The sequence below is a fragment of the Methylophilus sp. genome, assembly GCF_035460085.1.
Taxonomy (GTDB): domain Bacteria; phylum Pseudomonadota; class Gammaproteobacteria; order Burkholderiales; family Methylophilaceae; genus Methylophilus.
On record NZ_DATHWZ010000044.1, the window covers coordinates 24,571 to 45,940 of the forward strand.

Sequence of the window (21,370 nt, forward strand, 5' to 3'; positions counted from 1 at the left end):
CGATACATATTATCCATTTTAATAGTCATTAAGTCGAAGTACAGATAATCAATAAGTTTTTAACGTGCAATCGGTTTATAGCGGATGCGCTTGGGTTTGGCGCCTTCTTCGCCCAGGCGTTTTTTCTTGTCAGCTTCATATTCCTGATAGTTACCGTTGAAGAACGTCCATTGCGAGTCTCCTTCAGCTGCCAGGATGTGTGTCGCGATACGGTCCAGGAACCAGCGGTCATGCGAGGTCACCAGTACGCAACCGGAAAACTCCAGCAAGGCGTCTTCCAACGCGCGCAGGGTTTCCACATCCAGGTCGTTAGATGGTTCATCCAGCAGCAACACGTTAGCACCGGAAATCAGCGTCTTTGCCAGATGCAAACGGCCTCGCTCACCTCCTGAAAGTTGACCAACGATTTTCTGCTGGTCACCGCCTTTAAAGTTAAAACGCCCAATGTAAGCGCGGCTTGGCATTTCAAATTTGCCAACATTCAGCATATCCAGGCCACCTGAAATCACATCAAATACCGTTTTGTTATTATCCAAGCCTTCGCGACTTTGATCTACAGCCGCTAATTTCACGGTAGGTCCGGTAATGATCTCGCCGCTATCAGGCTGCTCCTGGCCTTGCAACATCCGGAACAAAGTAGATTTACCGGCACCGTTAGGGCCGATCACGCCTACGATCGCACCGGGAGGGAAACTGAAAGACAGGTTATCGATCAGCAGGCGGTCGCCAAAACCTTTGGATACATGATTGAACTCGATGACCTGGTTGCCCAGGCGTTCACCCGGGGGAATAAATATCTCCTGGGTTTCGTTGCGGCGCTGATACTCAACGCTGGACATTTCTTCATAACGAGCCAGACGTGCCTTGCTCTTGGACTGGCGGGCTTTGGCACCTTGGCGCACCCACTCCAGCTCTTGTTTCATGGCTTTGCGATGCGCATCTTCCTGTTTTTGCTCTCCGGCTAAACGGTCTTCTTTTTGCTCCAGCCAGTTAGAGTAATTGCCTTTCCAAGGAATGCCTTCGCCGCGATCCAGCTCAAGTATCCATTCAGCGGCATTATCCAGGAAATAACGGTCATGCGTGACTGCAACCACAGTGCCGGGAAAGCGTACTAAAAACTGCTCTAACCAATCCACTGACTCAGCATCCAGATGGTTGGTCGGCTCATCCAGCAACAGCATATCTGGTTTAGAAAGCAGTAGTTTACACAAAGCAACCCGGCGTTTTTCACCGCCAGACAGCGGACCTATCTTGGCATCCCACGGTGGCAAACGCAAAGCATCGGCGGCGATTTCCAGTTGTTGTTCAAGATCACTGCCACTGGCAGTGAGGATATTTTCATATTTAGCCTGTTCTTCAGCCAGCTTGTCAAAATCCGCATCCGGCTCGGCATAGGCAGCATAGATTTCTTCCAGCTTTTGCTTGGCTTCCATCACGGCACCCAGGCCGGACTCCACTTCCTGTCGCACCGTTTTTTCAGGATCAAGCTCCGGCTCTTGCGGCAAATAACCAATCGACAGATTGGGCTGCCACTGCACTTCACCTTCATATTCTTTATCGGCACCGGCCATGATACGCAATACGGTCGACTTGCCGGAGCCGTTCAAACCCAACAAGCCAATCTTGGCCCCTGGGAAGAATGACAGGGAAATGTTTTTAATGATTTGCCGTTTGGGTGGCACGATTTTGCTCACACGGAGCATAGACATGACATATTGGGCCATAAGATTTACAAGCCTTCAAAAATTCTAAAAACGTATTTTAATACGCATCTCCCAACTGCGCTCGGCTAAACGCAGTCGAATCTTGTGATTCAGCATGCGCACATGAAAAAAGGCCCGACGGGCCCTTTTACTTAACGCAGCGGTCAGGCGGCTTTTTGCTCAAGCAATGTTGAGCTTGGTTGTACTTGGGTAGCAATTTCAATTTTGCGCGGTTTCAACGCTTCCGGGATTTCCCGCACCAAGTCAATGCTCAGCAAACCGTTTTCCAAATTGGCGCCTGTCACCTTCACATGATCGGCCAACTGGAATTTATGCTCAAAATCTCGGTTGCCGATGCCACGGTGCAAGAAAGTGGTTTCCTGCTCTTTTTTTGTTTTGCGGCCAGTGACGCGCAAAGTCTGGTGTTCGGTTTCGATTTCCAGTTCATTTAACTGGAAGCCGGCGATGGCCATGACGATTTTGTAAGCATTCTCATCGACCAGTTCGATATTATATGGGGGATAGCTGATTTCGTTTTCACTGCGCTGGCCGTCGTTGAGCATTTTAGCCAGACGGTCAAAGCCAATAGCGGTACGATAAAGTGGTGTTAAATCAAAAGTACGCATAGTTTATCCTTTTCAAAATTAAGCGATTAACATGATTCACAGACCTCAAACACCAAGCATCTGTGATTTCAATATGGGAACTCGCTTTATTTTTTCAAGAGAATCGTTTGCGGTTTTTAAACTCCCAGTTTTTCAGTCCAGGCCAACGCTTCCATATGGCACTGGTTTACTTTATCCGGGTTAAGCTGCAGCATTTCTGCCAGGTGCAGGATTTCTTTGCTGTCTGCGTCTTCACAGGCTTCCGTCAGCTTGAGGAAAGGACCAAAAATACCTGAGCGTTTAGTCAGTGCATCCACTATCGGCTCCGGCAATTGCAACTTCTCCAGGATATCTTCCATCGGTACCTTCAACATGACATCCAGCAGGGAGAATACGCCGACTACAAATAGGTTATCGCGGTCTTTCTTGTCAAAAAAGGGCTCGCCCAGTAGTTCGGTCAAGCGGCCACGGGTAATCGAGGTTTTCATGAGGGCAGGGGAGGTGCTGTTGTTACCGGCGGTGACCATCAGCAAGGTCAACCAGCGATAGAGCTGGTTACGTCCAAGTATGGTCAAGGCATGACCGATGGATTGCACTTCGCACGACAAACCAAAACCTACCGAATTAATATAGCGCAGCAATTTGTAGCTGAGTGTGGTGTCGCGCTTAAAACCGTTTTCAATCGCTTTATTTTCAGCTTCCTGGCTGACCAGGTTTAATAAATTCAGCACCCCTTCAAAACTGGGGTTGATCACCTTGGCATTCAGGTTTTCCGGTTTGGCATAAAAATACCCCTGGAAGTGCTGGTAGCCTGCTTCTTGCAGGTTTTTGAATTGGGCGTTTTGCTCGACTTTTTCTGCAATTAATTTGCAGGTGGGTTTTTGGTATTTGCGCAGCCATGTTTTGGCCTCTTCAATGCTGATGTCGCGCATATCGAGCTTGATATAGTCAGCCAAAGGTATCAAAGCTTCCAGGTGATGGTGGCGTTGTGGGTTATCCAGCGCAATTTTAAATTTGGCAGCTTTAAGTGCCTCACAGCGCGTAATTGTTTCCGGAGTGATATCGACCTGGTGCACGATTTCCAATACCGTCTTTTCGGCAGGCATCAACTCCAGGAATTCACTATTGAGCATCACATGATCGACATTGATAAATGCCAGTTGCTGGCCTAGTAACCAGCTTTCATGCATTTCATCCATGGTGGTAGACAGAATTCTGGCACAGGTCTGGATATCTTCTGCAAATGGCCTATCATTGCCACCCGACTCCTTCCTGAAAAAAAACTCGTAGCCAATGATTTCCTGTTTATCATTAACAATAGGTTGGCGCCCAATAATACTTTGATGTGTTGTGGTCATGACTACATTCCTAATTAGCACCGCTTTTGAGTGCCCGGTAACAAGTCTAATTGAGAGCAATCTATTTCGTATCGGAAAAAAAGCCCCATTTGCAGGGGCTTTTCACGGTTTGTCTTATTCTACTGTGACGCTCTTGGCCAGATTACGTGGCTTATCAACATCCGTGCCCTTCAATAGCGCAGCATGATAAGCCAGCAACTGCACCGGGATCACATGCAATATCGGTGATAACACACCGACATGGCGTGGCGTGCGAATCACATGCACGCCTTCGGAGCCATGGAAATGGCTATCCGCATCAGCAAACACGAACAACTCACCGCCGCGCGCTTTCACTTCCTGCATATTGGATTTCACTTTCTCCAACAGCGCATCATTAGGTGCAATCACCACGACTGGCATGTTGCTGTCGACCAGCGCCAACGGACCGTGCTTGAGTTCACCCGCCGGGTACGCTTCGGCATGGATATAAGAGATTTCCTTTAATTTGAGGGCACCTTCCATCGCGATCGGGAAATGTATGCCACGACCCAAGAATAAAGCATGCTCTTTATCACCAAATTTTGCTGCCCATTCACGAATCTGGGGTTCCAGGTTAAGGGCAATTTGTACGCTGCTGGTTAATTGCCGCAAATCGGTCAGATATGATTGCTCTTGTTCTGCTGTTAATAAATGACGCTCTTTAGCTAACGTGACTGAAAGCACAAATAATGCAATCAGTTGCGTCGTAAACGCTTTGGTACTGGCGACACCAATCTCCGCACCGGCACGGGTGTAGAAAATCAATGAAGACGCACGCGGGATGGCGCTTTCCTGCACATTACAAATCGCAAGGCTATGCGTATGCCCCAGTTTCTGCGCATGCTTAAGCGCTTCCATGGTATCAAGCGTTTCACCGGATTGCGAAATAGTGACTACTAACTGTTTGGGATTAGGCACTGACACGCGATAGCGGTATTCACTGGCAATTTCAACAGATGTTGGAATCCTGGCAATGCTTTCCAGCCAATACTTTGCCGTCAATCCTGCGTAATAGCTGGTACCGGCTGCCAGGATCAATACGCTGTCGATCTGCTGGAAAATCTCTGCGGCAGATGTGCCAAACAACTCACTTCTAAAGGCACCATCATCAATCAGCGCTTCGATTGTATCGCTGATAGCGCGTGGTTGTTCGTGGATTTCTTTCTGCATAAAGTGGCTGTAAGGGCCAAGCTCCAGCGAGGCCAGTGAAACGTCACTCATATGCACTTTACGTTGCACGGTTTCACCTTGCCTGTCATAAATGACGACGGCACTGGTGCTTAAGGTCGCGACATCACCATCTTCGAGGTAAATCACTTTACGTGTGGCTGACAACACTGCTGAGACATCAGACGCAACAAAATTTTCCTGTTCGCCCAAACCAACCAACAATGGGCAGCCTAACCGGGCAACCACCAATTGCGCAGGATTATCCAATGCAACTACGCTGATGGCATAGGCTCCGGTCAATTCGGTAATCGCTTGCTGTACGGCTTTCAACAGATCTTTGGTCTGCTGATAATAATAGTGCACCAAATGTGCAATCACTTCAGTGTCGGTCTGTGAATAAAACTGGTATCCCAAAGCCATCAGGCGGTCGCGTTGCTCATCGTGGTTCTCGATAATGCCGTTATGGACAACCGCAATCTGTGCATTGTCTTGCGCAGGTGAAACGTGAGGATGCGCATTTTGCTCGGTAACGCCGCCATGTGTGGCCCAGCGTGTATGGCCGATACCTATATGGCTCTCTAGTCCCCGCGCTTTGTTCTCAAGTTCAGCTACACGCCCAACCGAGCGTACACGATCAATTCGAGTGTTCAGCACCGCTATCCCTGCTGAATCGTAGCCCCTATACTCAAGACGGCTCAAACCCTCAATCAATAATGGAACGATATTCCTGTTTGCAACCGCACCGACGATGCCACACATATGCTTATTTTTTCACCTTTTGTGGACGTTTCCATCCTTGAATTGAACGTTGCTCTCTTGCGCGACACAGGGTCAGCGTGTCAGCCGGGACATTTTTTGTGATGGTGGAACCCGCAGCAATGGTGGCGCCTTTTCCGACCGTGACTGGCGCAACCAGTTGCGTATCCGACCCTACGAAAACATCATCTTCTATAATGGTTTTATGTTTGTTCGCACCATCATAATTACAGGTAATCACACCGGCACCAACGTTTACATTGGCACCTACCTCAGCATCACCCACATAACTCAGATGATTTACTTTACTGCCAATGCCGACCTGGGCATTTTTTAGTTCTACAAAGTTACCAATATGGGTTTTTTCTGATAACTTTGTGCCTGGACGCAAGCGCGCAAATGGGCCAATGCTACTTTCTGCGCCAATATTCGCATCATCGATATGTGTAAATGCTGAGACCTTGGTCCCTTTTGCGATGCTGGCCTGCCTGATCACGCAATGAGGGCCAATATGCACATTATCTTCAAGCGTCACATCGCCTTCAAAAATGCAGTTCACATCAATGATGACGTCACGGCCACAAGTTAATGTTCCGCGAATATCAATACGATTGGCATCCAGCAAAGTCACGCCTTGCGTCATTAATGCGTAGCCTTTACGTTTCTGGAATTCTCGTTCGATATCATGTAAATCAAGCTTGGAATTAATGCCCGTCACTGACCAGCCATCTGTGACCACATACGGCAGCACAGCTCGACCCTCTCTCACAGATAGCGCTATGATATCTGTCAAATAATATTCTTTCTGTGCGTTGTGGTTAGATATTTGTGACAGCCAGTTTTTTAATTGTGCATTCGGCATAGCCATGATGCCGGTATTCACTTCTTGAATAGCTCTTTGCGCTTCGCTGGCATCTTTATGCTCAACAATCGCTAGCACTTGCTCATCGGCATTACGCACTATACGACCATAACCGGTTGGGTCGTCCTTGATGAAAGTTTGAACCACCAGATGCTGATCTGCCTGCGCTAGCATTTGCTTGCAAGCTTCTACATCGACCAAGGGCACATCTCCCAGCAGTATCAACGTAGAACCGTTATCTCCCAGCAAGGGCACGGCTTGTTGTACCGCATGGCCAGTGCCTAGTTGTTCTGCCTGCAATACCCATTCCAAATCTTCACCCGGCGTTAGCTGTTGCACCTGCTCACCACCGAAACCATACACAACTATGATTTTTTGTGGATTCAGTTGCCGTGCAGCTTCAATGACACGGTGCAATATCGGTTTGCCGCCGATTGCATGCAATACCTTTGGCAAATCAGATCGCATACGCGTCCCTTTGCCGGCGGCCAGGATAATAATGTTCAGGTCAGTCATAGTGTTATTTTAGCTCAGAACAAATGCTGGCGGCATGCATAAACAGTAACGTGCTCGTTAAGAAATAAAAAAGGCGACTCTTGAGTCGCCTGTAATCTTGTGTGCAATCTGCTTAATGTACAGACTTACGCAACTTTTGAATTGCCTGAATTTGTGCCACGGCTTCTGCCAGTTCAGCTTGCGCTGCGGCATAGTCGATTTCAGAAGCACGATTTCTCAATGCCTCTTCTGCAGCTTCTTTTGCAGCAATTGCCTTGGCTTCGTCCAGATCCTGACCACGTATAGCCGTATCTGCCAGCACAGTAATGACACCTGGTTGTACTTCCAGCATGCCGCCAGAAATATAAATCACGGTTTCATCTTTATCAGCAGTTTGTTTGATACGCAAAGCCCCTGGCTTAATGGTGGTAATCATTGGTGCATGATTAGGGTAAATACCCACTTCACCAGCGCCTGCTGGGGCCACGACAAATTCAGCTTCGCCGGAGAAGATAGATTCTTCAGCGCTTACTACATCGATATGCACAGTATTTGCCATAATGTTCTCTTTTCTATTTCACTGAAAACTCATTAAACAAGCAGGTGAAAACCACCTGCCTGTATAACAAATGATTAGTTCAGTGTTTTAGCTTTCTCAACAGCTTCTTCGATACCACCCACCATGTAAAACGCTTGCTCTGGCAAGTGATCGTATTCGCCGGCAACAATTGCTTTGAAGCCTTTGATGGTTTCTTTCAGTGGTACGTACTTACCTGGCGCGCCTGTAAACACTTCAGCCACGTGGAAAGGCTGTGACAGGAAGCGCTGTATTTTACGTGCACGGCCAACTGCCAGTTTGTCTTCCGGTGACAGTTCGTCCATACCCAGAATCGCAATAATATCGCGCAGTTCTTTGTAACGTTGTAATGTCTGTTGAACACTACGTGCAACGTTGTAATGCTCTTCACCAACAACCAGTGGATCCAGCTGACGTGAGGTTGAATCCAGTGGATCAACTGCTGGGTAGATACCCAGGGAAGCAATGTCACGTGACAACACAACTGTGGAGTCCAAATGCTGGAATGTGGTGGCTGGTGATGGGTCGGTCAAGTCATCCGCTGGTACGTAAACCGCTTGGATAGAAGTAATAGAACCCACTTTAGTTGAAGTAATACGCTCTTGCAGACGGCCCATTTCATCAGCCAGGGTAGGTTGGTAACCCACCGCAGAAGGCATACGGCCCAGCAACGCGGATACTTCAGTACCGGCCAGTGTATAACGGTAGATGTTGTCGACGAAGAACAACACGTCACGGCCTTCGTCACGGAATTTTTCAGCCATGGTCAAACCTGACAAAGCCACGCGCAGACGGTTGCCTGGAGGTTCGTTCATCTGACCGAACACCATCGCTACTTTTGACTCTTTCATGTTGTCCAGCTTGATCACGCCAGCATCAGCCATCTCGTGGTAGAAGTCGTTACCTTCACGGGTACGCTCACCTACACCGGCAAATACAGACAAGCCGGAGTGTTGCTTAGCGATGTTGTTGATCAGTTCCAGCATGTTTACGGTTTTACCTACACCCGCACCACCGAACAGACCCACTTTACCGCCTTTAGCGAACGGGCAAACCAGGTCAATCACCTTGATACCAGTTTCCAGCAGGTCAACGGATGGTGACAGCTCTTCAAAAGCCGGGGCTTTCTGGTGGATAGAACGGAATTCTGTAGAATCGATTGGACCCACTTCGTCGATTGGGCGACCCAATACGTCCATGATACGGCCCAGAGTACCTTCACCAACCGGCACAGAAATCGCACCACCAGTATTTTTGAATGCTGTACCACGTGCCAGGCCGTCTGAGGAACCCATGGCGATGGTACGTACCACGCCGTCTCCCAGCTGTTGTTGCACTTCAAGTGTTAAACCTGCTTCTGCATTTGAGTTTTGGTCATCAATGATCAATGCATCGAATACTTTAGGCATCTGATCGCGTGGAAATTCCACGTCAACCACAGCGCCAATACACTGCACCACTTTACCTGTGCCTACTTGTTTATCTGTTACTGCTTGATTTGCCTTTGCCATTTTCTTTTCCTAACTGTATGAGTCAGATCTAATTGAATTCTTTGCTTACGTTTTAAACTTTTTGTTTAAAATGCGCCTTAGGATGAAACTGCCGCTGCACCGCCAACGATTTCTGAAATCTCTTTGGTAATCGCAGCCTGACGGGCTTTGTTGTATACCAGTTTCAATTCGCCAATCACGCTCTTCGCATTGTCGGACGCAGATTTCATCGCCACCATACGGGCAGATTGTTCAGATGCCATGTTTTCAGCCACTGCGTTGTAAATCAGTGACTCGATGTAACGCGTCATCAGCTCATCCACCACTGGTTTAGCTTCCGGCTCATAAATGTAATCCCAATGGCCGTTCGGGCTGCCCAGTTGCTCACCAGACAATGGCAGCAACTGCTGCATGGTCGGCTCTTGCTTCATGGTATTAATGAACTTGGTATAGCAGATGTATAGCTGATCAATTTCACCGGCGATATAAGCATCCAGCATCACTTTGATGCTGCCGATCAGTTTTTCCAGGTGCGGTGTATCGCCCAGGCCTGTGATATGCGATTTAACCTGAGCGCCGATACGGTTCATGAAACCATAGCCTTTGTTACCGATCGCGCTAACGCTGATGCCTTTGCCTTCAGCTTCCCAGGCTTTCATCTGGTTCAGGGACAAACGCAATACGTTGGTATTCAAACCACCGCACAGGCCTTTGTCTGAACTGACCACAATCAGACCGATATTTTTCACCACATCACGTTTGATCAGAAACGGATGCCTGTACTCAGCTTGTGCAAAGGAAAGGTGAGCCGCCACATTACGGATTTTATCCGCATAAGGGCGGGAAGCACGCATTCTGTCCTGCGCTTTACGCATTTTAGAAGCGGCCACCATCTCCATCGCCTTGGTGATCTTGCGTGTATTTTCTACACTCTTGATCTTGGTTCTGATCTCTTTACTACCTGCCATATTAGGTTCCTAAGTCGAAGTGTCAGAGATTAATAAGCGTTGGTTGCTTTGAAATCTTGAATCGCAGCTTCCAGTGCTTTCTCGTTATCACCACTCAGATCTTTGCTGGAATCAATCGCGTCCATGATGTTCTTGTACTTGGAGTTCAAGAAACCATGCAATGCGTTTTCAAATGCCAGCACTTTATTGGTTGGTACGTCGTCAAAATATCCTTTGTTTGCTGCAAACAGGCTCACGCCCATTGTTGCTACGCTCAATGGTGAGTATTGCGCCTGTTTCATCAACTCGGTAAACATACGACCGCGGTCCAGCTGTTTACGGGTTGCCTCGTCCAGATCGGAAGCGAACTGCGCAAATGCAGCCAGTTCACGATATTGCGCCAAAGCCAGACGTACACCACCGCCCAGTTTTTTGATGATCTTGGTTTGTGCAGCACCACCTACGCGTGAAACGGAAATACCGGCGTTGATCGCTGGACGCACACCTGCGTTGAACAAGTCTGTTTCCAGGAAGATCTGGCCATCGGTAATTGAAATCACGTTGGTTGGCACGAACGCTGAAACGTCACCGGCCTGGGTTTCAATCACTGGCAATGCAGTCAGAGAACCTGTTTTACCTTTAACTTTGCCTTCTGTGAATTTTTCTACGTACTCTTCATTTACGCGCGCTGCACGCTCCAGCAAACGTGAGTGGATGTAGAACACGTCACCAGGGTAAGCTTCGCGGCCTGGTGGGCGGCGCAGCAACAGGGAGATTTGACGGTAAGCAACCGCTTGTTTGGACAAATCATCGTAAACGATCAATGCATCTTCACCGCGGTCACGGAAGTACTCGCCCATGGTACAACCGGCATATGGTGCCAGGAATTGCAGTGCAGCAGAGTCAGAAGCAGAAGCAGCCACGATAATGGTGTAAGCCATCGCACCGTGCTCTTCCAGTTTACGTACCACGTTAGCAATGGTAGAGGCTTTCTGACCAATCGCTACGTAGATACAGGTCATGTTCTGACCCTTCTGATTGATGATTGCATCAACTGCAACAGCTGTTTTACCTGTCTGACGGTCACCAATGATCAACTCACGCTGACCACGGCCTACCGGCACCATGGAATCGATAGACTTCAAACCGGTTTGTACTGGTTGTGATACAGACTTACGTGCAATCACGCCTGGTGCAATTTTTTCAATCTTGTCGGTCAACTTGGTTTTAACCGGGCCTTTGCCATCAATAGGCTGACCCAGTGCGTTCACAACACGGCCAATCAGTTCCGGACCTACCGGCACTTCCAGAATACGGCCGGTACATTTACATACGTCACCTTCGGTGATGTGCTCGTAATCACCCAGTACCACGGCACCTACGGAGTCACGCTCCAGGTTCAATGCCAGACCAAATGTGTTGCCTGGAAACTCAATCATCTCGCCAGCCATGACATTAGACAGACCGTGAATACGCACAATGCCATCCGTCACAGAAATCACGGTACCCTGGGTACGTGCTTCAGCGGTAGTAGAGAAGTTTTCCAAACGGCTCTTAATGAGCTCGCTAATCTCTGATGTAGATAACTGCATTTAAATCTCCTATGCCTTATGCTGTGAGCGTATAGGCTAAATTTTGTAACTGACCTTGGACAGACGCGTCGATGACGGTGTCGCCAACAATAATTTTGATGCCACCGATGATTTCCGGATCTACAGAAACGCTTGCTTCAATTTTCTTGCCGAACTTGGCTTCCAGACGCTTGATCAAATCTTTAGTCTGTGCAGCTGTCAGTTTTGCAGCCGCAATGATTTGAGCGTCCATCGTGCCTTCATCTTGCGCCTTCAAAGCCTCAAAAGCTTCAGCAATGGCAGGCAATAAGGATAAACGGCCATACTCAACCAGAACCTTGATTAAGTTTTGCCCATGATCATTAAGATTGTCGCCACTTACCTTGAGGAATGCCGCTTCAATATTTGCTGCATCCAGTTTGGGGTTATCAATCAAAGTTTTCATTTGCGCATCTGCAGCAACAGCTGCAGCAAATGCCAACATTTCAGACCATTTTGCCAGTGCCTTTTTTTCTTTGCCTAACTTGTAGGCGGCAACAGCATAAGGTCGTGCAATGGTTGAGAGTTCAGCCATGTATTATCCTTATAGTTCCGCAGCAAGTTTAGTCAGCATTTCGCTATGTGCTTTGGCGTCGATCTCTTTGCGCAGGATTTTTTCAGCACCGGCCACAGCCAATGTAGAAACTTGAGCGCGCAGGCCTTCTTTTGCGCGGTTCACTTCCTGATCAATCTCGGCTTTGGCACCAGCAATGATGCGATCACCTTCAGCTTTGGCATTTACCTTGGCTTCATCGATGAGTTGTGCAGCGCGTTTTTCAGCTTGCCCAATGATCTCACTTGCTTTTTGTTTTGCTTCATTCAGTGTTGCGTCAGATTTTTTAGCCGCTACTTCCAGGGCACTTCTGCCTTCTTGTGCAGCAGCCAAACCATCCGCGATTTCCTTTTGGCGTGTTTCAATCGCTTTTAAGAGCGGTGGCCAGACGAATTTCACTGTGAACCAAATCAGCACTGCAAATGCGATAGCTTGCGCGATGAGTGTGAAATTAATATTCATTTTTGATCCATCTTACTGGGTTGTTGAAAGGCTTAAGTCAACACTTAAACCCTACCTGGCGTTAATTACTGTGCAACAACGCTCAACAATGGGTTTGCAAATGCAAACATCATGGCCAAACCAACACCGATAATGAAGGACGCATCGATAAGACCCAACAGCAAGAATACTTTACCTTGCAATGCGGGAATCATTTCTGGTTGACGTGCAGCACCTTCAAGGAAACTTGCACACATAATACCAATACCGATACAGGCACCTGCAGCACCCAAACCAATGATCAAACCGATACCAATGCCTGTGTAGGCCTGAATCAATGCTAAAGCTTCCATTATGTATAACCTCTCTTATGTCAAAGAAATAAAAACAACTACAAACTTAAAAATTTAAACTAGTGCGACTCATGTGCCATGGCTAAATACACCACAGTCAACATCATGAAGATAAATGCTTGCAACGCCACGATCAGGATGTGGAAGATAGACCAGCCAGCACCCAGAATTGCCCCTGCGATTGCGCCTGTTACACCGGTGGCTGCCCACAGGCCCAACAACAGGAAAATAACTTCGCCGGCATACATGTTGCCGAACAAACGCAATGAGTGTGAAAGTGGTTTTGAAACGTATTCGATGAGGTTAAAAGCGAAGTTTGCGACGAACAACAAAGGGCTTAAAACGAGACCAATAAAGCCAAGAAAGCTTTTTGGTTTGAAAAACTTGGCGGAACCGAAAGGGGCACAGAACAATTCGTGAATCCAGCCACCCAGGCCTTTGGCTTTGATTGAGAAGAAAATCATCAGGAACCAGACCGCAAGGGCCAAGGCAAATGTTGTATTGATGTCTGAAGTAGGGACTGCACGCCAGTGTTCGAAACCCAGTGCATGAATTCCTTTTGCAAAAATATCTACCGGCAGGAAGTCCATGGCGTTCATGGCAAATACCCACAGGAACACTGTCAGCGCTGTTGGCGCAATAAACTTGTGACGATCACCGTGGAAAATATTTTTTACCTGGTCATCAATAAAACCAAATACCAATTCAACAAACGCCTGGCCTTTGCTAGGCACGCCAGAAGTCGCACCGCGGGCAACCAACCATACCAAACCCATTACCACCAAACCCAGAATGACCGACATCGCCAGCGTATCCACATGCAATGTCCAGAAGCTGGTATCACCTACAGATTGCGCATTGAATCCCAGATGGTGCTGGATATAACTGGAAGGAGTCAGCGCGTGCTCGGCTTGTTGTGTGTGTTGGGTTGTCATAATCTCAAACTATTTTAAATAATCTTGTCTACACGGGTGTTTGCGCTTTTGCCAGGGCAGCACCCGAGAACAGGGCAGCGGCCGCCAAACCGGCAATCAGTGCAAACGGCACCAACGATTGATACAACTTGAATATCGCGAACAGCAAAATAGCGATAATCAGAATTTTCACTGCCTCAGCCTTCAACATATTCAACAGTACTGCAGTCGGATCTGCTTTTGCCTGCGCCCTCACTGCAATTTTTGCAGCAAACCAGGCACCAACAATGACTGCTACACCGCCAAGCAAAGCCGAAATACCTGCTGGAATGCCAGAAATCAGGACCGCCGCTACAATGACTATCGCAGTCGCCATCATTTGCCAGCGCAGCATATTGCGATACATCTGCGCGTCGGATTGAGTGGTTTCCGGGGTGGTCATGGGGTTTGAATGTTAAAAATCAAGGCAAATTACTACAAAGACGCGAGATTTTGAATTATTCAACGCTTGAAGTCAAGCGCTCAGCACAACATAACTATCTGAATGTGCTGGAAAAATCGTTTTCGCCGATAAAATTTTGTTTTCCGCTGGAACTTTTGTTCATTTACCAGTGAGTTTTGCTATCCAATCGTCCAGCTGGTCTAAATTTGCATAGCTTAATTTCAGCACACCCGAACCGTTGGTTTTAGCACTGATATTGACGCCCGCACCCAGCTGTTCGCTTAATTCAGTCTGCAAGGAAGCAATATCCGGCTGCACTTTTTCCTGGGCTTTCTTTTTCGCACCTGGCGCTTGTTGCATTAGCCGCTCAACTTCCCGTACTGATAAACCGTCTTGTACCACTTTATTGGCTAACAGAATTTGCTGAGCAGGTTCAACACCGATTAAAGCACGGGCATGCCCCATATCAATCTGGTTATCCAGCAGCATGTCCTGCACCATCGGGGTAAGTGTCAGCAAGCGGAGTAAATTTGAAACTGCCACGCGGGAACGGCCTACCGCTTCTGCTGCTTTTTCATGCGTCATATCGAACTCATCAATCAGGCGCTTGATACCCATGGCTTCTTCGAGCGGGTTCAGGTTTTCACGCTGGATATTTTCAATCAGCGCCATTGCCAGAGCAGCTTCATCGGCAATATCGCGTACCAGCACCGGCACTTCTGTCAAACCGGCTTTTTGTGACGCACGCCAGCGGCGTTCACCGGCAATAATTTCAAATTTATCTTCGGCAATCTCGCGTACCAGAATAGGCTGCATAATGCCTTGCGCACTGATGGAGTCTGCCAGGGTTTGCAAGGCCTCTTCGTTCATGTAAGACCGTGGCTGATATTTACCCGGCTGCAGCTGGCTGACATGCAACGTGCGTAAGCTATCCGATTGAGCGATAGTTTCCACATCACCGGATAACAATGCATCTAATCCGCGTCCTAGTCCTTTTAGCTTCACCATACTGCCGATTCCTTGTATTGAATGTCTTTTAAATTTGAAAATTTAATTTTTCTGGATGAGTTCTTGGGCCAACTCAAGATAAGCCTGGGCACCTTTAGAAGCCCGATCGTATAACAGCACCGGCATGCCATAACTTGGCGCCTCCGCCAAACGCACATTGCGTGGAATAATCGTTTGATAGACCTTTTTACCGAAGTGACTGACCAGTTGCGCCGACACTTGCTGAGCCAGCATATTGCGATTATCAAACATGGTGCGCAGCAGACCTTCTATCTCCAAGACCGGGTTTAAGTGAGCGCGCACTTTCTTGATAGTATTGACCAGGTCTGAAAGTCCTTCTAATGCATAATACTCACATTGCATAGGAATCATTACCGAATGTGCAGCAGTCAAAGCATTTACTGTGACCAGATTTAAAGAGGGCGGACAATCCAGTAACACATATTCATAACTATCCCCCAACTTTAAAATGGCATTCTTTAACCGTGTTTCACGCGCCATTTCATTCACCAACTCGACTTCAGCACCCGCGAGATCACGGTTAGAAGGTGCCACATCAAACTTCGCCGCTTCTGCACGCAGGATTACTTCCTGCAAAGTATTATTGCCAATCAACACCTGGTAAATACTGCCTTTAAGATGCGCCTTATCTATACCGCTACCAGTACTGGCATTACCTTGCGGATCCAGATCGACCAACAACACTTTTTTACCATGTTCAGCAAGGCTGGCTGCCAGATTAACGCAAGTAGTCGTTTTACCTACGCCGCCTTTTTGGTTGGTGATCGCGATTATTTTCATTATGAATTCTCAAACACAATTAAATGTCTTTCCGCTTGCAGTGTTGGTACCAGCAAACGAATAACTTCTGAAGGGATAATGCTGGCGAGTTGTAACTCCTCTGAAGGGATCACCCCCTTCATTGCCAACCAGCGACCATGCGGCATTATTAGGTGCATAGTCAATCGCCTTAACAAGGCTATGTCTGAAAACGCCCTGGAAATCACTTGTCCAAATGGCGAGGGTGGCTGATAAGCCTCAACACGGCTATGCACAACCTGCACACTCTCCAACCCTAACTCAGCTTTTACCTGGCGCATGAAAATGGCTTTTTTCTGCACGGTATCAATTGTGGTCACTTGCACATCTGGTCGTGTGATTGCAATTATCAATCCCGGCAAACCGCCGCCACTGCCTACATCCAGCAAATTTCCTGACTGCACATACGGCAACACACTTAGACTATCCAGTATATGCAATGCCAACATTTCTTGTGGATCGCGAATTGCGGTCAGGTTATAGACTTTGTTCCACTTTTGCAGCAAAGCCATGTAGGTCAAACATTTTGCCTGCATATCGGTTGTCACAACCGACTCCAAACCCAGCGCTGTTACGCCTTCTGCTAATTTCGAATCCAAACTTGTCATGCAGCAGCGATATCACCAGAAAGACTTTGTTTTTTCTGCCTGCGCTTGAGATACACCAACAGCAAAGAAATTGTTGCAGGGGTAATGCCTTGGATGCGACTGGCCTGACCTATGGTTTCAGGTTTCTGCGCCAACAGTTTTTGCCGCGCTTCATTACTTAAGCCATGCACATCATCATATTGGATAGCCTCACCCAATTTAATGTGTTCACTATTTTTTTGTCTGGCGATTTCTTCATTTTGCCGGTCTATATACCCTTGATATTTGGCTGCAATTTCAACTTGCTCGATAACGTCATCAGCCAATGAATCTAGAGAAGGCATAATACCCATTAGAGACTGATAAGTAATTTCTGGGCGACGTAACAATTCGAATAATGAATACTCATGCTCCAAAGCCTTACCAAAAACTTCTAACTGTGTTTCACGTGAAACAATTTTATTTTGACTTGAGGTATTTGCTTGACCATTGTCTGGTTGAAGGAATGTCCGTTTTAGTCGTGCCTGTTCGCGTTCAACAGCTTCCTGCTTTTTACTGAAGGCTTCCCAACGCACATCATCTACCAACCCTAGTTTACGGCCCATTTCTGTCAACCGCATATCTGCATTATCTTCGCGCAGTTGTAAACGATACTCTGCACGACTGGTAAACATGCGGTACGGCTCATTTACCCCAGTCGTGATCAAGTCATCCACTAACACACCTAAATAAGCTTGCTCACGGGAAGGGCACCAGCCTTCTTTATCCTGCGCATACAATGCAGCATTCGCACCTGCAAGCAATCCTTGCGCAGCCGCCTCTTCATACCCGGTGGTGCCATTAATCTGACCGGCAAAAAACAATCCACTTACTGTTTTAGTTTCGAGGGTAGATTTCAAGCCTCTCGGGTCGTAATAGTCATATTCTATAGCGTACCCGGGGCGCAAGATATGCGCAGCCTCCAAGCCATTAATAGATCGCACCAGTGCCAACTGGATATCAAACGGCAGACTGGTAGAAATGCCATTAGGATAGATTTCATGCGTGGTCAATCCCTCAGGCTCAAGAAATACCTGATGGGACTCTTTATCTGCAAAACGATGAATCTTATCTTCCACAGAAGGGCAGTAACGCGGACCCACACCCTCGATCACACCGGTATACATCGGTGAGCGATCCAAGCCACTACGGATGATGTCATGCGTTTGCTGATTGGTATGCGTGATCCAGCAAGGTAGTTGTTGCGGATGTTGTGCAGCAGTACCCAGAAATGAAAAGACCGGTACCGGCGTATCGCCTGGCTGCTCAGTCATGACACTATAGTTTATGGTGCGTCCATCAATACGGGGTGGGGTGCCTGTTTTCAAGCGGCCCGCCGGGAGTCCAATCTCACGCAATCTGGCAGCCAGTGAAATAGCTGGCGGATCTCCGGCGCGTCCAGCACTGTAATTCTGCAAACCAATATGCACCAACCCACCCAGAAAAGTACCGGCTGTCAGCACGACTGATTTTGAATGAAAACGCAGTCCGATTTGCGTGACGACACCAACCGCTTGTTCACCTTCTAAAATAATATCGTCCACCGCCTGCTGAAAGAGCCACAGGTTGGGTTGATTTTCAAGGCGATGACGAATGGCAGCTTTATAGAGGATACGATCAGCTTGTGCACGTGTCGCACGTACGGCCGGGCCTTTGCTAGAATTCAGGATACGAAATTGGATACCACCGATATCGGTGGCAGCAGCCATGGCGCCGCCAAGTGCATCAACTTCTTTCACCAGATGGCCTTTGCCGATGCCACCAATCGAGGGATTACAGGACATTTGCCCCAATGTCTCAATGTTATGAGTCAGCAGCAGGGTTTTTTGACCCATGCGCGCGGCTGCCAGCGCCGCTTCGGTACCTGCGTGGCCACCACCGACAACGATCACATCGAATTTATCAGGAAAATCCATCATAAAGTGATTGAACTATTTGATTTTAAAAGAGATGAGATTTTAGCGTAAACTAAGCCTGCCTGTAATTTTAATTCACACATAACCGTGTTTTCGTTACACTTGATTATGGATTTACTACAGTTTTAATACAAATTAATTACGGTTTAATACAAATCAATTACAAGCAAGCCATATTTACTTAACATAAAAATAATAAAATTCATTCCAATAATAACCAAAGGAGCTCTTACCATGAAAATCAAAACAATTATTGCTGTATTCGGGGTACTTTTTTCTGTAAACGCAGCCGCTGATGTGACCAATGCTGAAAAATTGGTTTACAAATATACCAGCATTGCACAGTCAGTAAATCCCTCATTTAAAGCGCCTTCAATTACAGATGGCAAAATCTTTTTTAATCGTAAATTTCAAACAGCGAGCGGCAGAGAAGCTGCATGTGCATCATGCCACACGAACAATCCTGCTAACGTTGGTAAAAATATCGTCACCAACAAAGAAATTCCTCCTTTGGCACCTCGTGTCAACACAAAACGCTTCACTGATATTGATAAGGTGGAAGAAGAGTTTACCAAGCATTGCAACGATATCTTAGGCGCAGATTGTGCACCGGCTGAAAAAGCCAACTTTATTGCCTATTTGTTGACCGAAACTAAACCAACAAAATAAGCAGAGTTAACCACTGGAATGCTGCGTTACGTTTGGGATCCATTTATCCGGATATTCCACTGGTCCCTGGTGGCGGCTTTTGCATATGCGTTTTATACCCATAGTTCCATGTGGGATAGATTGCACCATGCTTACGCAGGCTATGTCGCCGGCACTTTGATCATTGCGCGTATTATCTGGGGCGTAGTCGCAACCGGCTACGCCAATTTCCAAAGTTTTCCGTTAAATCCCGTCTGGGCAGTGAAACATTTATTCAAACTGCTTAAAGGGACAGCCAGGCATTATGTTGGCCATAATCCTGTCGGTTCGATTGCGATCTATGCGATGCTGGGTTTAGGGATTCTGGCAGTGGGTTCAGGTTGTATTGTCTATAACAGCGGCTGGGGATTTATTGATGATGATTTAGCCCAAGTCATCCATCACTATGTTACTTGGACCTGGTTGGGTGTAGTTGTCATTCATGTATTAGGTGTATTGTTTGAAAGCTTTATTCATAAAGACAATTTGATCTGGGCCATGATTACCGGCTCCAAGCGCGTTTGCCTGATTGATGAACGCTACAGCCGGAGAAATACGCCATTTCCCAGACAGAAAAAAACCCGCTAATGCGGGTTTTTATTTATCTACTATTTACCGATACAAAATCTGCTGAATATTTCACCCAGCAAATCATCAGGGGTAAATTCGCCAGTGATGGATGCCAGCGCCTCTTGGGCACTACGCAACTCTTCTGCAATCAGTTCGGCAGCATGCATTTGTTTTGTTGCCAAATCCAGATGTAACTCCACTTGTTGCAATGCCTGAAGATGTCGCGCACGCGCCATGAACACACCCTCACTTCCTGGCTGATAACCTACAATTTCAAGAAGCGTTTTTTGCAGGGCGGCAATACCTTCGCCTGTCTTGGCTGATAAAAACAAGTGTGTCTCTTTTTCGAGAATTTCTATGCGAGATGTTTCACGTGAAACATCTATCTTATTATGCACCCAGACTTTTTGGATTTCAGTCGATAGTTTTTCAAGAATGCTGATTTCGTAAGGGCCAATACCATGCTGGCTGTCTATCAGTAATAAAGCCACCTGCGCAGTTTCAATGGCTTTCCAGGTGCGTTCAATGCCTACCTGTTCAACGATATCTTCAGTCTCGCGCAGGCCAGCCGTATCAATGATATGTAATGGTACGCCTTCGATTTGAATAACGTTCTTAATCGTATCGCGTGTAGTCCCTGCGATCGGGGTCACGATTGCAATATCCTCACCAGACAACGCGTTGAGCAGGCTGGATTTTCCAACGTTAGGCTGCCCAATTAAAACAACATTCATACCTTCGCGTAAGAGGGCGCCTTGTTTGGCTTTGGTATAAATAGCATGCAAAGCTTGCTGGTTTGCATGCAACTTTTCCAATACGCGTCCCTGGCTTATGAAATCGATATCTTCCTCAGGAAAATCTAGACAAGCCTCGACATACATACGCAAATCTATCAATTGCTGTAACAGTGTTTGAATGGCCTGGGAAAACTCACCCGACAATGAGCGTACAGCACTGCGCGCAGCTTCAGCAGTGGCAGCGTTGATTAAATCAGCCACGGCTTCAGCTTGCGCCAGATCAATTTTGTCGTTCAAATAAGCGCGCTGGGTAAACTCACCAGCCACTGCATGGCGAGCACCGCATTCAATACAGCGGGCCAGCAGAATTTGCATAAGCGCTGTGCCTCCATGGGCCTGTAGCTCTAGTACATCTTCACCGGTATAGGAGTGTGGATTGGGAAAGTAAATCGCTATGCCGCGATCAATCAAGCTGCCATCAGCTTGTAGAAAAGGTAAATAGGCAGCGAGCCTGGGGGAAGGGCAGTGACCGAGTACTTGTTCGGCTATCTGCCTGGATAATGGGCCAGAGACCCTGACAACACCGATACCACCGGCACCCGGCGCGGTGGCAATAGCTGCAATGGTTTCGGTGCTTGAATCAGTTGTCGCAGGGTTTGGTTGCTCAGGGCCAGACGGAGTCATTTCAGCGCTGGCATTCCCTAAGTTAA

Annotated in this window: 21 protein-coding genes; 2 read left to right on the forward strand and 19 right to left on the reverse strand. The window is 47.4% G+C overall.

Annotated features, from left to right (window positions below):
- Positions 1-59: 59 nt before the first annotated feature.
- The 18 genes from ettA to mnmG form a co-directional block, all read right to left on the reverse strand.
- Positions 60-1,724, reverse strand: a complete 1,665-nt coding sequence (ettA, locus tag VK958_RS06790; RefSeq protein ID WP_325240077.1) for an energy-dependent translational throttle protein EttA — start codon at positions 1,722-1,724, stop codon at positions 60-62.
- Between the two features lie 143 nt (positions 1,725-1,867).
- Positions 1,868-2,329, reverse strand: coding sequence for an Hsp20 family protein (locus tag VK958_RS06795; RefSeq protein ID WP_325240079.1), 462 nt, complete (start codon positions 2,327-2,329; stop codon positions 1,868-1,870).
- 116 nt (positions 2,330-2,445) lie between these two features.
- On the reverse strand, positions 2,446-3,666 hold the full coding sequence (locus VK958_RS06800) for an EAL and HDOD domain-containing protein (RefSeq protein ID WP_325240081.1): 1,221 nt from the start codon (positions 3,664-3,666) through the stop codon (positions 2,446-2,448).
- A gap of 114 nt (positions 3,667-3,780) precedes the next feature.
- Complete coding sequence (gene glmS / locus VK958_RS06805; RefSeq protein WP_325240083.1) at positions 3,781-5,616, reverse strand: glutamine--fructose-6-phosphate transaminase (isomerizing); 1,836 nt, start codon at positions 5,614-5,616, stop codon at positions 3,781-3,783.
- Between the two features lie 4 nt (positions 5,617-5,620).
- Positions 5,621-6,991, reverse strand: coding sequence for a bifunctional UDP-N-acetylglucosamine diphosphorylase/glucosamine-1-phosphate N-acetyltransferase GlmU (gene glmU, locus VK958_RS06810; RefSeq protein ID WP_325240085.1), 1,371 nt, complete (start codon positions 6,989-6,991; stop codon positions 5,621-5,623).
- A 112-nt stretch (positions 6,992-7,103) separates the two neighbouring features.
- Entirely contained in the window at positions 7,104-7,529 is a 426-nt protein-coding gene (locus VK958_RS06815) for a F0F1 ATP synthase subunit epsilon (protein WP_325240086.1), read from the reverse strand.
- Positions 7,530-7,603: 74 nt separating this feature from the next.
- Complete coding sequence (atpD, locus tag VK958_RS06820; protein ID WP_325240088.1) at positions 7,604-9,058, reverse strand: F0F1 ATP synthase subunit beta; 1,455 nt, start codon at positions 9,056-9,058, stop codon at positions 7,604-7,606.
- Between the two features lie 77 nt (positions 9,059-9,135).
- Positions 9,136-10,005 carry a F0F1 ATP synthase subunit gamma gene (gene atpG, locus VK958_RS06825; RefSeq protein WP_325240089.1) on the reverse strand — a complete coding sequence of 290 codons (870 nt, stop codon included), beginning with the start codon at positions 10,003-10,005 and terminating at the stop codon, positions 9,136-9,138.
- A gap of 29 nt (positions 10,006-10,034) precedes the next feature.
- Positions 10,035-11,576, reverse strand: a complete 1,542-nt coding sequence (atpA, locus tag VK958_RS06830; protein ID WP_325240091.1) for a F0F1 ATP synthase subunit alpha — start codon at positions 11,574-11,576, stop codon at positions 10,035-10,037.
- Positions 11,577-11,592: 16 nt separating this feature from the next.
- A complete protein-coding gene (locus tag VK958_RS06835) occupies positions 11,593-12,129 on the reverse strand; it encodes a F0F1 ATP synthase subunit delta (protein WP_325240093.1) in 537 nt (178 codons plus the stop codon).
- Positions 12,130-12,138: 9 nt separating this feature from the next.
- Positions 12,139-12,609, reverse strand: coding sequence for a F0F1 ATP synthase subunit B (locus tag VK958_RS06840; RefSeq protein WP_325240095.1), 471 nt, complete (start codon positions 12,607-12,609; stop codon positions 12,139-12,141).
- Positions 12,610-12,674: 65 nt separating this feature from the next.
- Positions 12,675-12,941, reverse strand: coding sequence for a F0F1 ATP synthase subunit C (gene atpE / locus VK958_RS06845; RefSeq protein ID WP_055830697.1), 267 nt, complete (start codon positions 12,939-12,941; stop codon positions 12,675-12,677).
- A gap of 59 nt (positions 12,942-13,000) precedes the next feature.
- Positions 13,001-13,876 carry a F0F1 ATP synthase subunit A gene (gene atpB / locus VK958_RS06850; protein WP_325240097.1) on the reverse strand — a complete coding sequence of 292 codons (876 nt, stop codon included), beginning with the start codon at positions 13,874-13,876 and terminating at the stop codon, positions 13,001-13,003.
- 28 nt (positions 13,877-13,904) lie between these two features.
- Positions 13,905-14,297 carry an ATP synthase subunit I gene (locus VK958_RS06855; protein WP_325240099.1) on the reverse strand — a complete coding sequence of 131 codons (393 nt, stop codon included), beginning with the start codon at positions 14,295-14,297 and terminating at the stop codon, positions 13,905-13,907.
- Between the two features lie 159 nt (positions 14,298-14,456).
- On the reverse strand, positions 14,457-15,305 hold the full coding sequence (locus VK958_RS06860) for a ParB/RepB/Spo0J family partition protein (protein ID WP_325240101.1): 849 nt from the start codon (positions 15,303-15,305) through the stop codon (positions 14,457-14,459).
- Between the two features lie 42 nt (positions 15,306-15,347).
- Positions 15,348-16,106 (reverse strand): ParA family protein, encoded by a 759-nt coding sequence (locus tag VK958_RS06865; RefSeq protein ID WP_325240103.1) that lies wholly within the window; start codon positions 16,104-16,106, stop codon positions 15,348-15,350.
- Positions 16,106-16,732 carry a 16S rRNA (guanine(527)-N(7))-methyltransferase RsmG gene (gene rsmG, locus VK958_RS06870; RefSeq protein ID WP_325240105.1) on the reverse strand — a complete coding sequence of 209 codons (627 nt, stop codon included), beginning with the start codon at positions 16,730-16,732 and terminating at the stop codon, positions 16,106-16,108. The genes VK958_RS06865 and rsmG overlap by 1 nt, the downstream gene beginning before the upstream one ends.
- Complete coding sequence (mnmG, locus tag VK958_RS06875) at positions 16,729-18,666, reverse strand: tRNA uridine-5-carboxymethylaminomethyl(34) synthesis enzyme MnmG (protein ID WP_325240177.1); 1,938 nt, start codon at positions 18,664-18,666, stop codon at positions 16,729-16,731. Before mnmG ends, rsmG begins: the two co-directional genes overlap by 4 nt.
- Positions 18,667-18,900: 234 nt before the next feature.
- Between mnmG and VK958_RS06880 the strand changes: the two genes are divergently transcribed.
- Both VK958_RS06880 and VK958_RS06885 read left to right on the forward strand, forming a co-directional pair.
- Positions 18,901-19,335 (forward strand): DUF1924 domain-containing protein, encoded by a 435-nt coding sequence (locus tag VK958_RS06880; protein ID WP_325240107.1) that lies wholly within the window; start codon positions 18,901-18,903, stop codon positions 19,333-19,335.
- Positions 19,336-19,353: 18 nt separating this feature from the next.
- On the forward strand, positions 19,354-19,941 hold the full coding sequence (locus VK958_RS06885) for a cytochrome b/b6 domain-containing protein (protein ID WP_325240109.1): 588 nt from the start codon (positions 19,354-19,356) through the stop codon (positions 19,939-19,941).
- Positions 19,942-19,961: 20 nt separating this feature from the next.
- Here the strand turns inward: VK958_RS06885 and mnmE are convergent, their stop codons facing one another.
- Complete coding sequence (gene mnmE, locus VK958_RS06890) at positions 19,962-21,344, reverse strand: tRNA uridine-5-carboxymethylaminomethyl(34) synthesis GTPase MnmE (protein ID WP_325240178.1); 1,383 nt, start codon at positions 21,342-21,344, stop codon at positions 19,962-19,964.
- Positions 21,345-21,370 lie beyond the last annotated feature (26 nt).

What these genes read in the sequence shown, in the direction of transcription:
- atpB (WP_325240097.1), bottom strand. Translation starts at nt 13,876, where the DNA reads ATGACAACCCAACACACACAACAAGCCGAGCACGCGCTGACTCCTTCC.
- glmS (WP_325240083.1), bottom strand. Translation starts at nt 5,616, where the DNA reads ATGTGTGGCATCGTCGGTGCGGTTGCAAACAGGAATATCGTTCCATTA.
- VK958_RS06840 (WP_325240095.1), bottom strand. Translation starts at nt 12,609, where the DNA reads ATGAATATTAATTTCACACTCATCGCGCAAGCTATCGCATTTGCAGTG.
- mnmE (WP_325240178.1), bottom strand. Translation starts at nt 21,344, where the DNA reads ATGACTCCGTCTGGCCCTGAGCAACCAAACCCTGCGACAACTGATTCA.
- ettA (WP_325240077.1), bottom strand. Translation starts at nt 1,724, where the DNA reads ATGGCCCAATATGTCATGTCTATGCTCCGTGTGAGCAAAATCGTGCCA.
- VK958_RS06885 (WP_325240109.1), top strand. Translation starts at nt 19,354, where the DNA reads ATGCTGCGTTACGTTTGGGATCCATTTATCCGGATATTCCACTGGTCC.
- VK958_RS06865 (WP_325240103.1), bottom strand. Translation starts at nt 16,106, where the DNA reads ATGAAAATAATCGCGATCACCAACCAAAAAGGCGGCGTAGGTAAAACG.
- VK958_RS06855 (WP_325240099.1), bottom strand. Translation starts at nt 14,297, where the DNA reads ATGACCACCCCGGAAACCACTCAATCCGACGCGCAGATGTATCGCAAT.
- glmU (WP_325240085.1), bottom strand. Translation starts at nt 6,991, where the DNA reads ATGACTGACCTGAACATTATTATCCTGGCCGCCGGCAAAGGGACGCGT.
- VK958_RS06835 (WP_325240093.1), bottom strand. Translation starts at nt 12,129, where the DNA reads ATGGCTGAACTCTCAACCATTGCACGACCTTATGCTGTTGCCGCCTAC.
- atpA (WP_325240091.1), bottom strand. Translation starts at nt 11,576, where the DNA reads ATGCAGTTATCTACATCAGAGATTAGCGAGCTCATTAAGAGCCGTTTG.
- VK958_RS06860 (WP_325240101.1), bottom strand. Translation starts at nt 15,305, where the DNA reads ATGGTGAAGCTAAAAGGACTAGGACGCGGATTAGATGCATTGTTATCC.
- atpE (WP_055830697.1), bottom strand. Translation starts at nt 12,941, where the DNA reads ATGGAAGCTTTAGCATTGATTCAGGCCTACACAGGCATTGGTATCGGT.
- VK958_RS06880 (WP_325240107.1), top strand. Translation starts at nt 18,901, where the DNA reads ATGAAAATCAAAACAATTATTGCTGTATTCGGGGTACTTTTTTCTGTA.
- VK958_RS06800 (WP_325240081.1), bottom strand. Translation starts at nt 3,666, where the DNA reads ATGACCACAACACATCAAAGTATTATTGGGCGCCAACCTATTGTTAAT.
- atpG (WP_325240089.1), bottom strand. Translation starts at nt 10,005, where the DNA reads ATGGCAGGTAGTAAAGAGATCAGAACCAAGATCAAGAGTGTAGAAAAT.
- VK958_RS06815 (WP_325240086.1), bottom strand. Translation starts at nt 7,529, where the DNA reads ATGGCAAATACTGTGCATATCGATGTAGTAAGCGCTGAAGAATCTATC.
- rsmG (WP_325240105.1), bottom strand. Translation starts at nt 16,732, where the DNA reads ATGACAAGTTTGGATTCGAAATTAGCAGAAGGCGTAACAGCGCTGGGT.
- mnmG (WP_325240177.1), bottom strand. Translation starts at nt 18,666, where the DNA reads ATGGATTTTCCTGATAAATTCGATGTGATCGTTGTCGGTGGTGGCCAC.
- VK958_RS06795 (WP_325240079.1), bottom strand. Translation starts at nt 2,329, where the DNA reads ATGCGTACTTTTGATTTAACACCACTTTATCGTACCGCTATTGGCTTT.
- atpD (WP_325240088.1), bottom strand. Translation starts at nt 9,058, where the DNA reads ATGGCAAAGGCAAATCAAGCAGTAACAGATAAACAAGTAGGCACAGGT.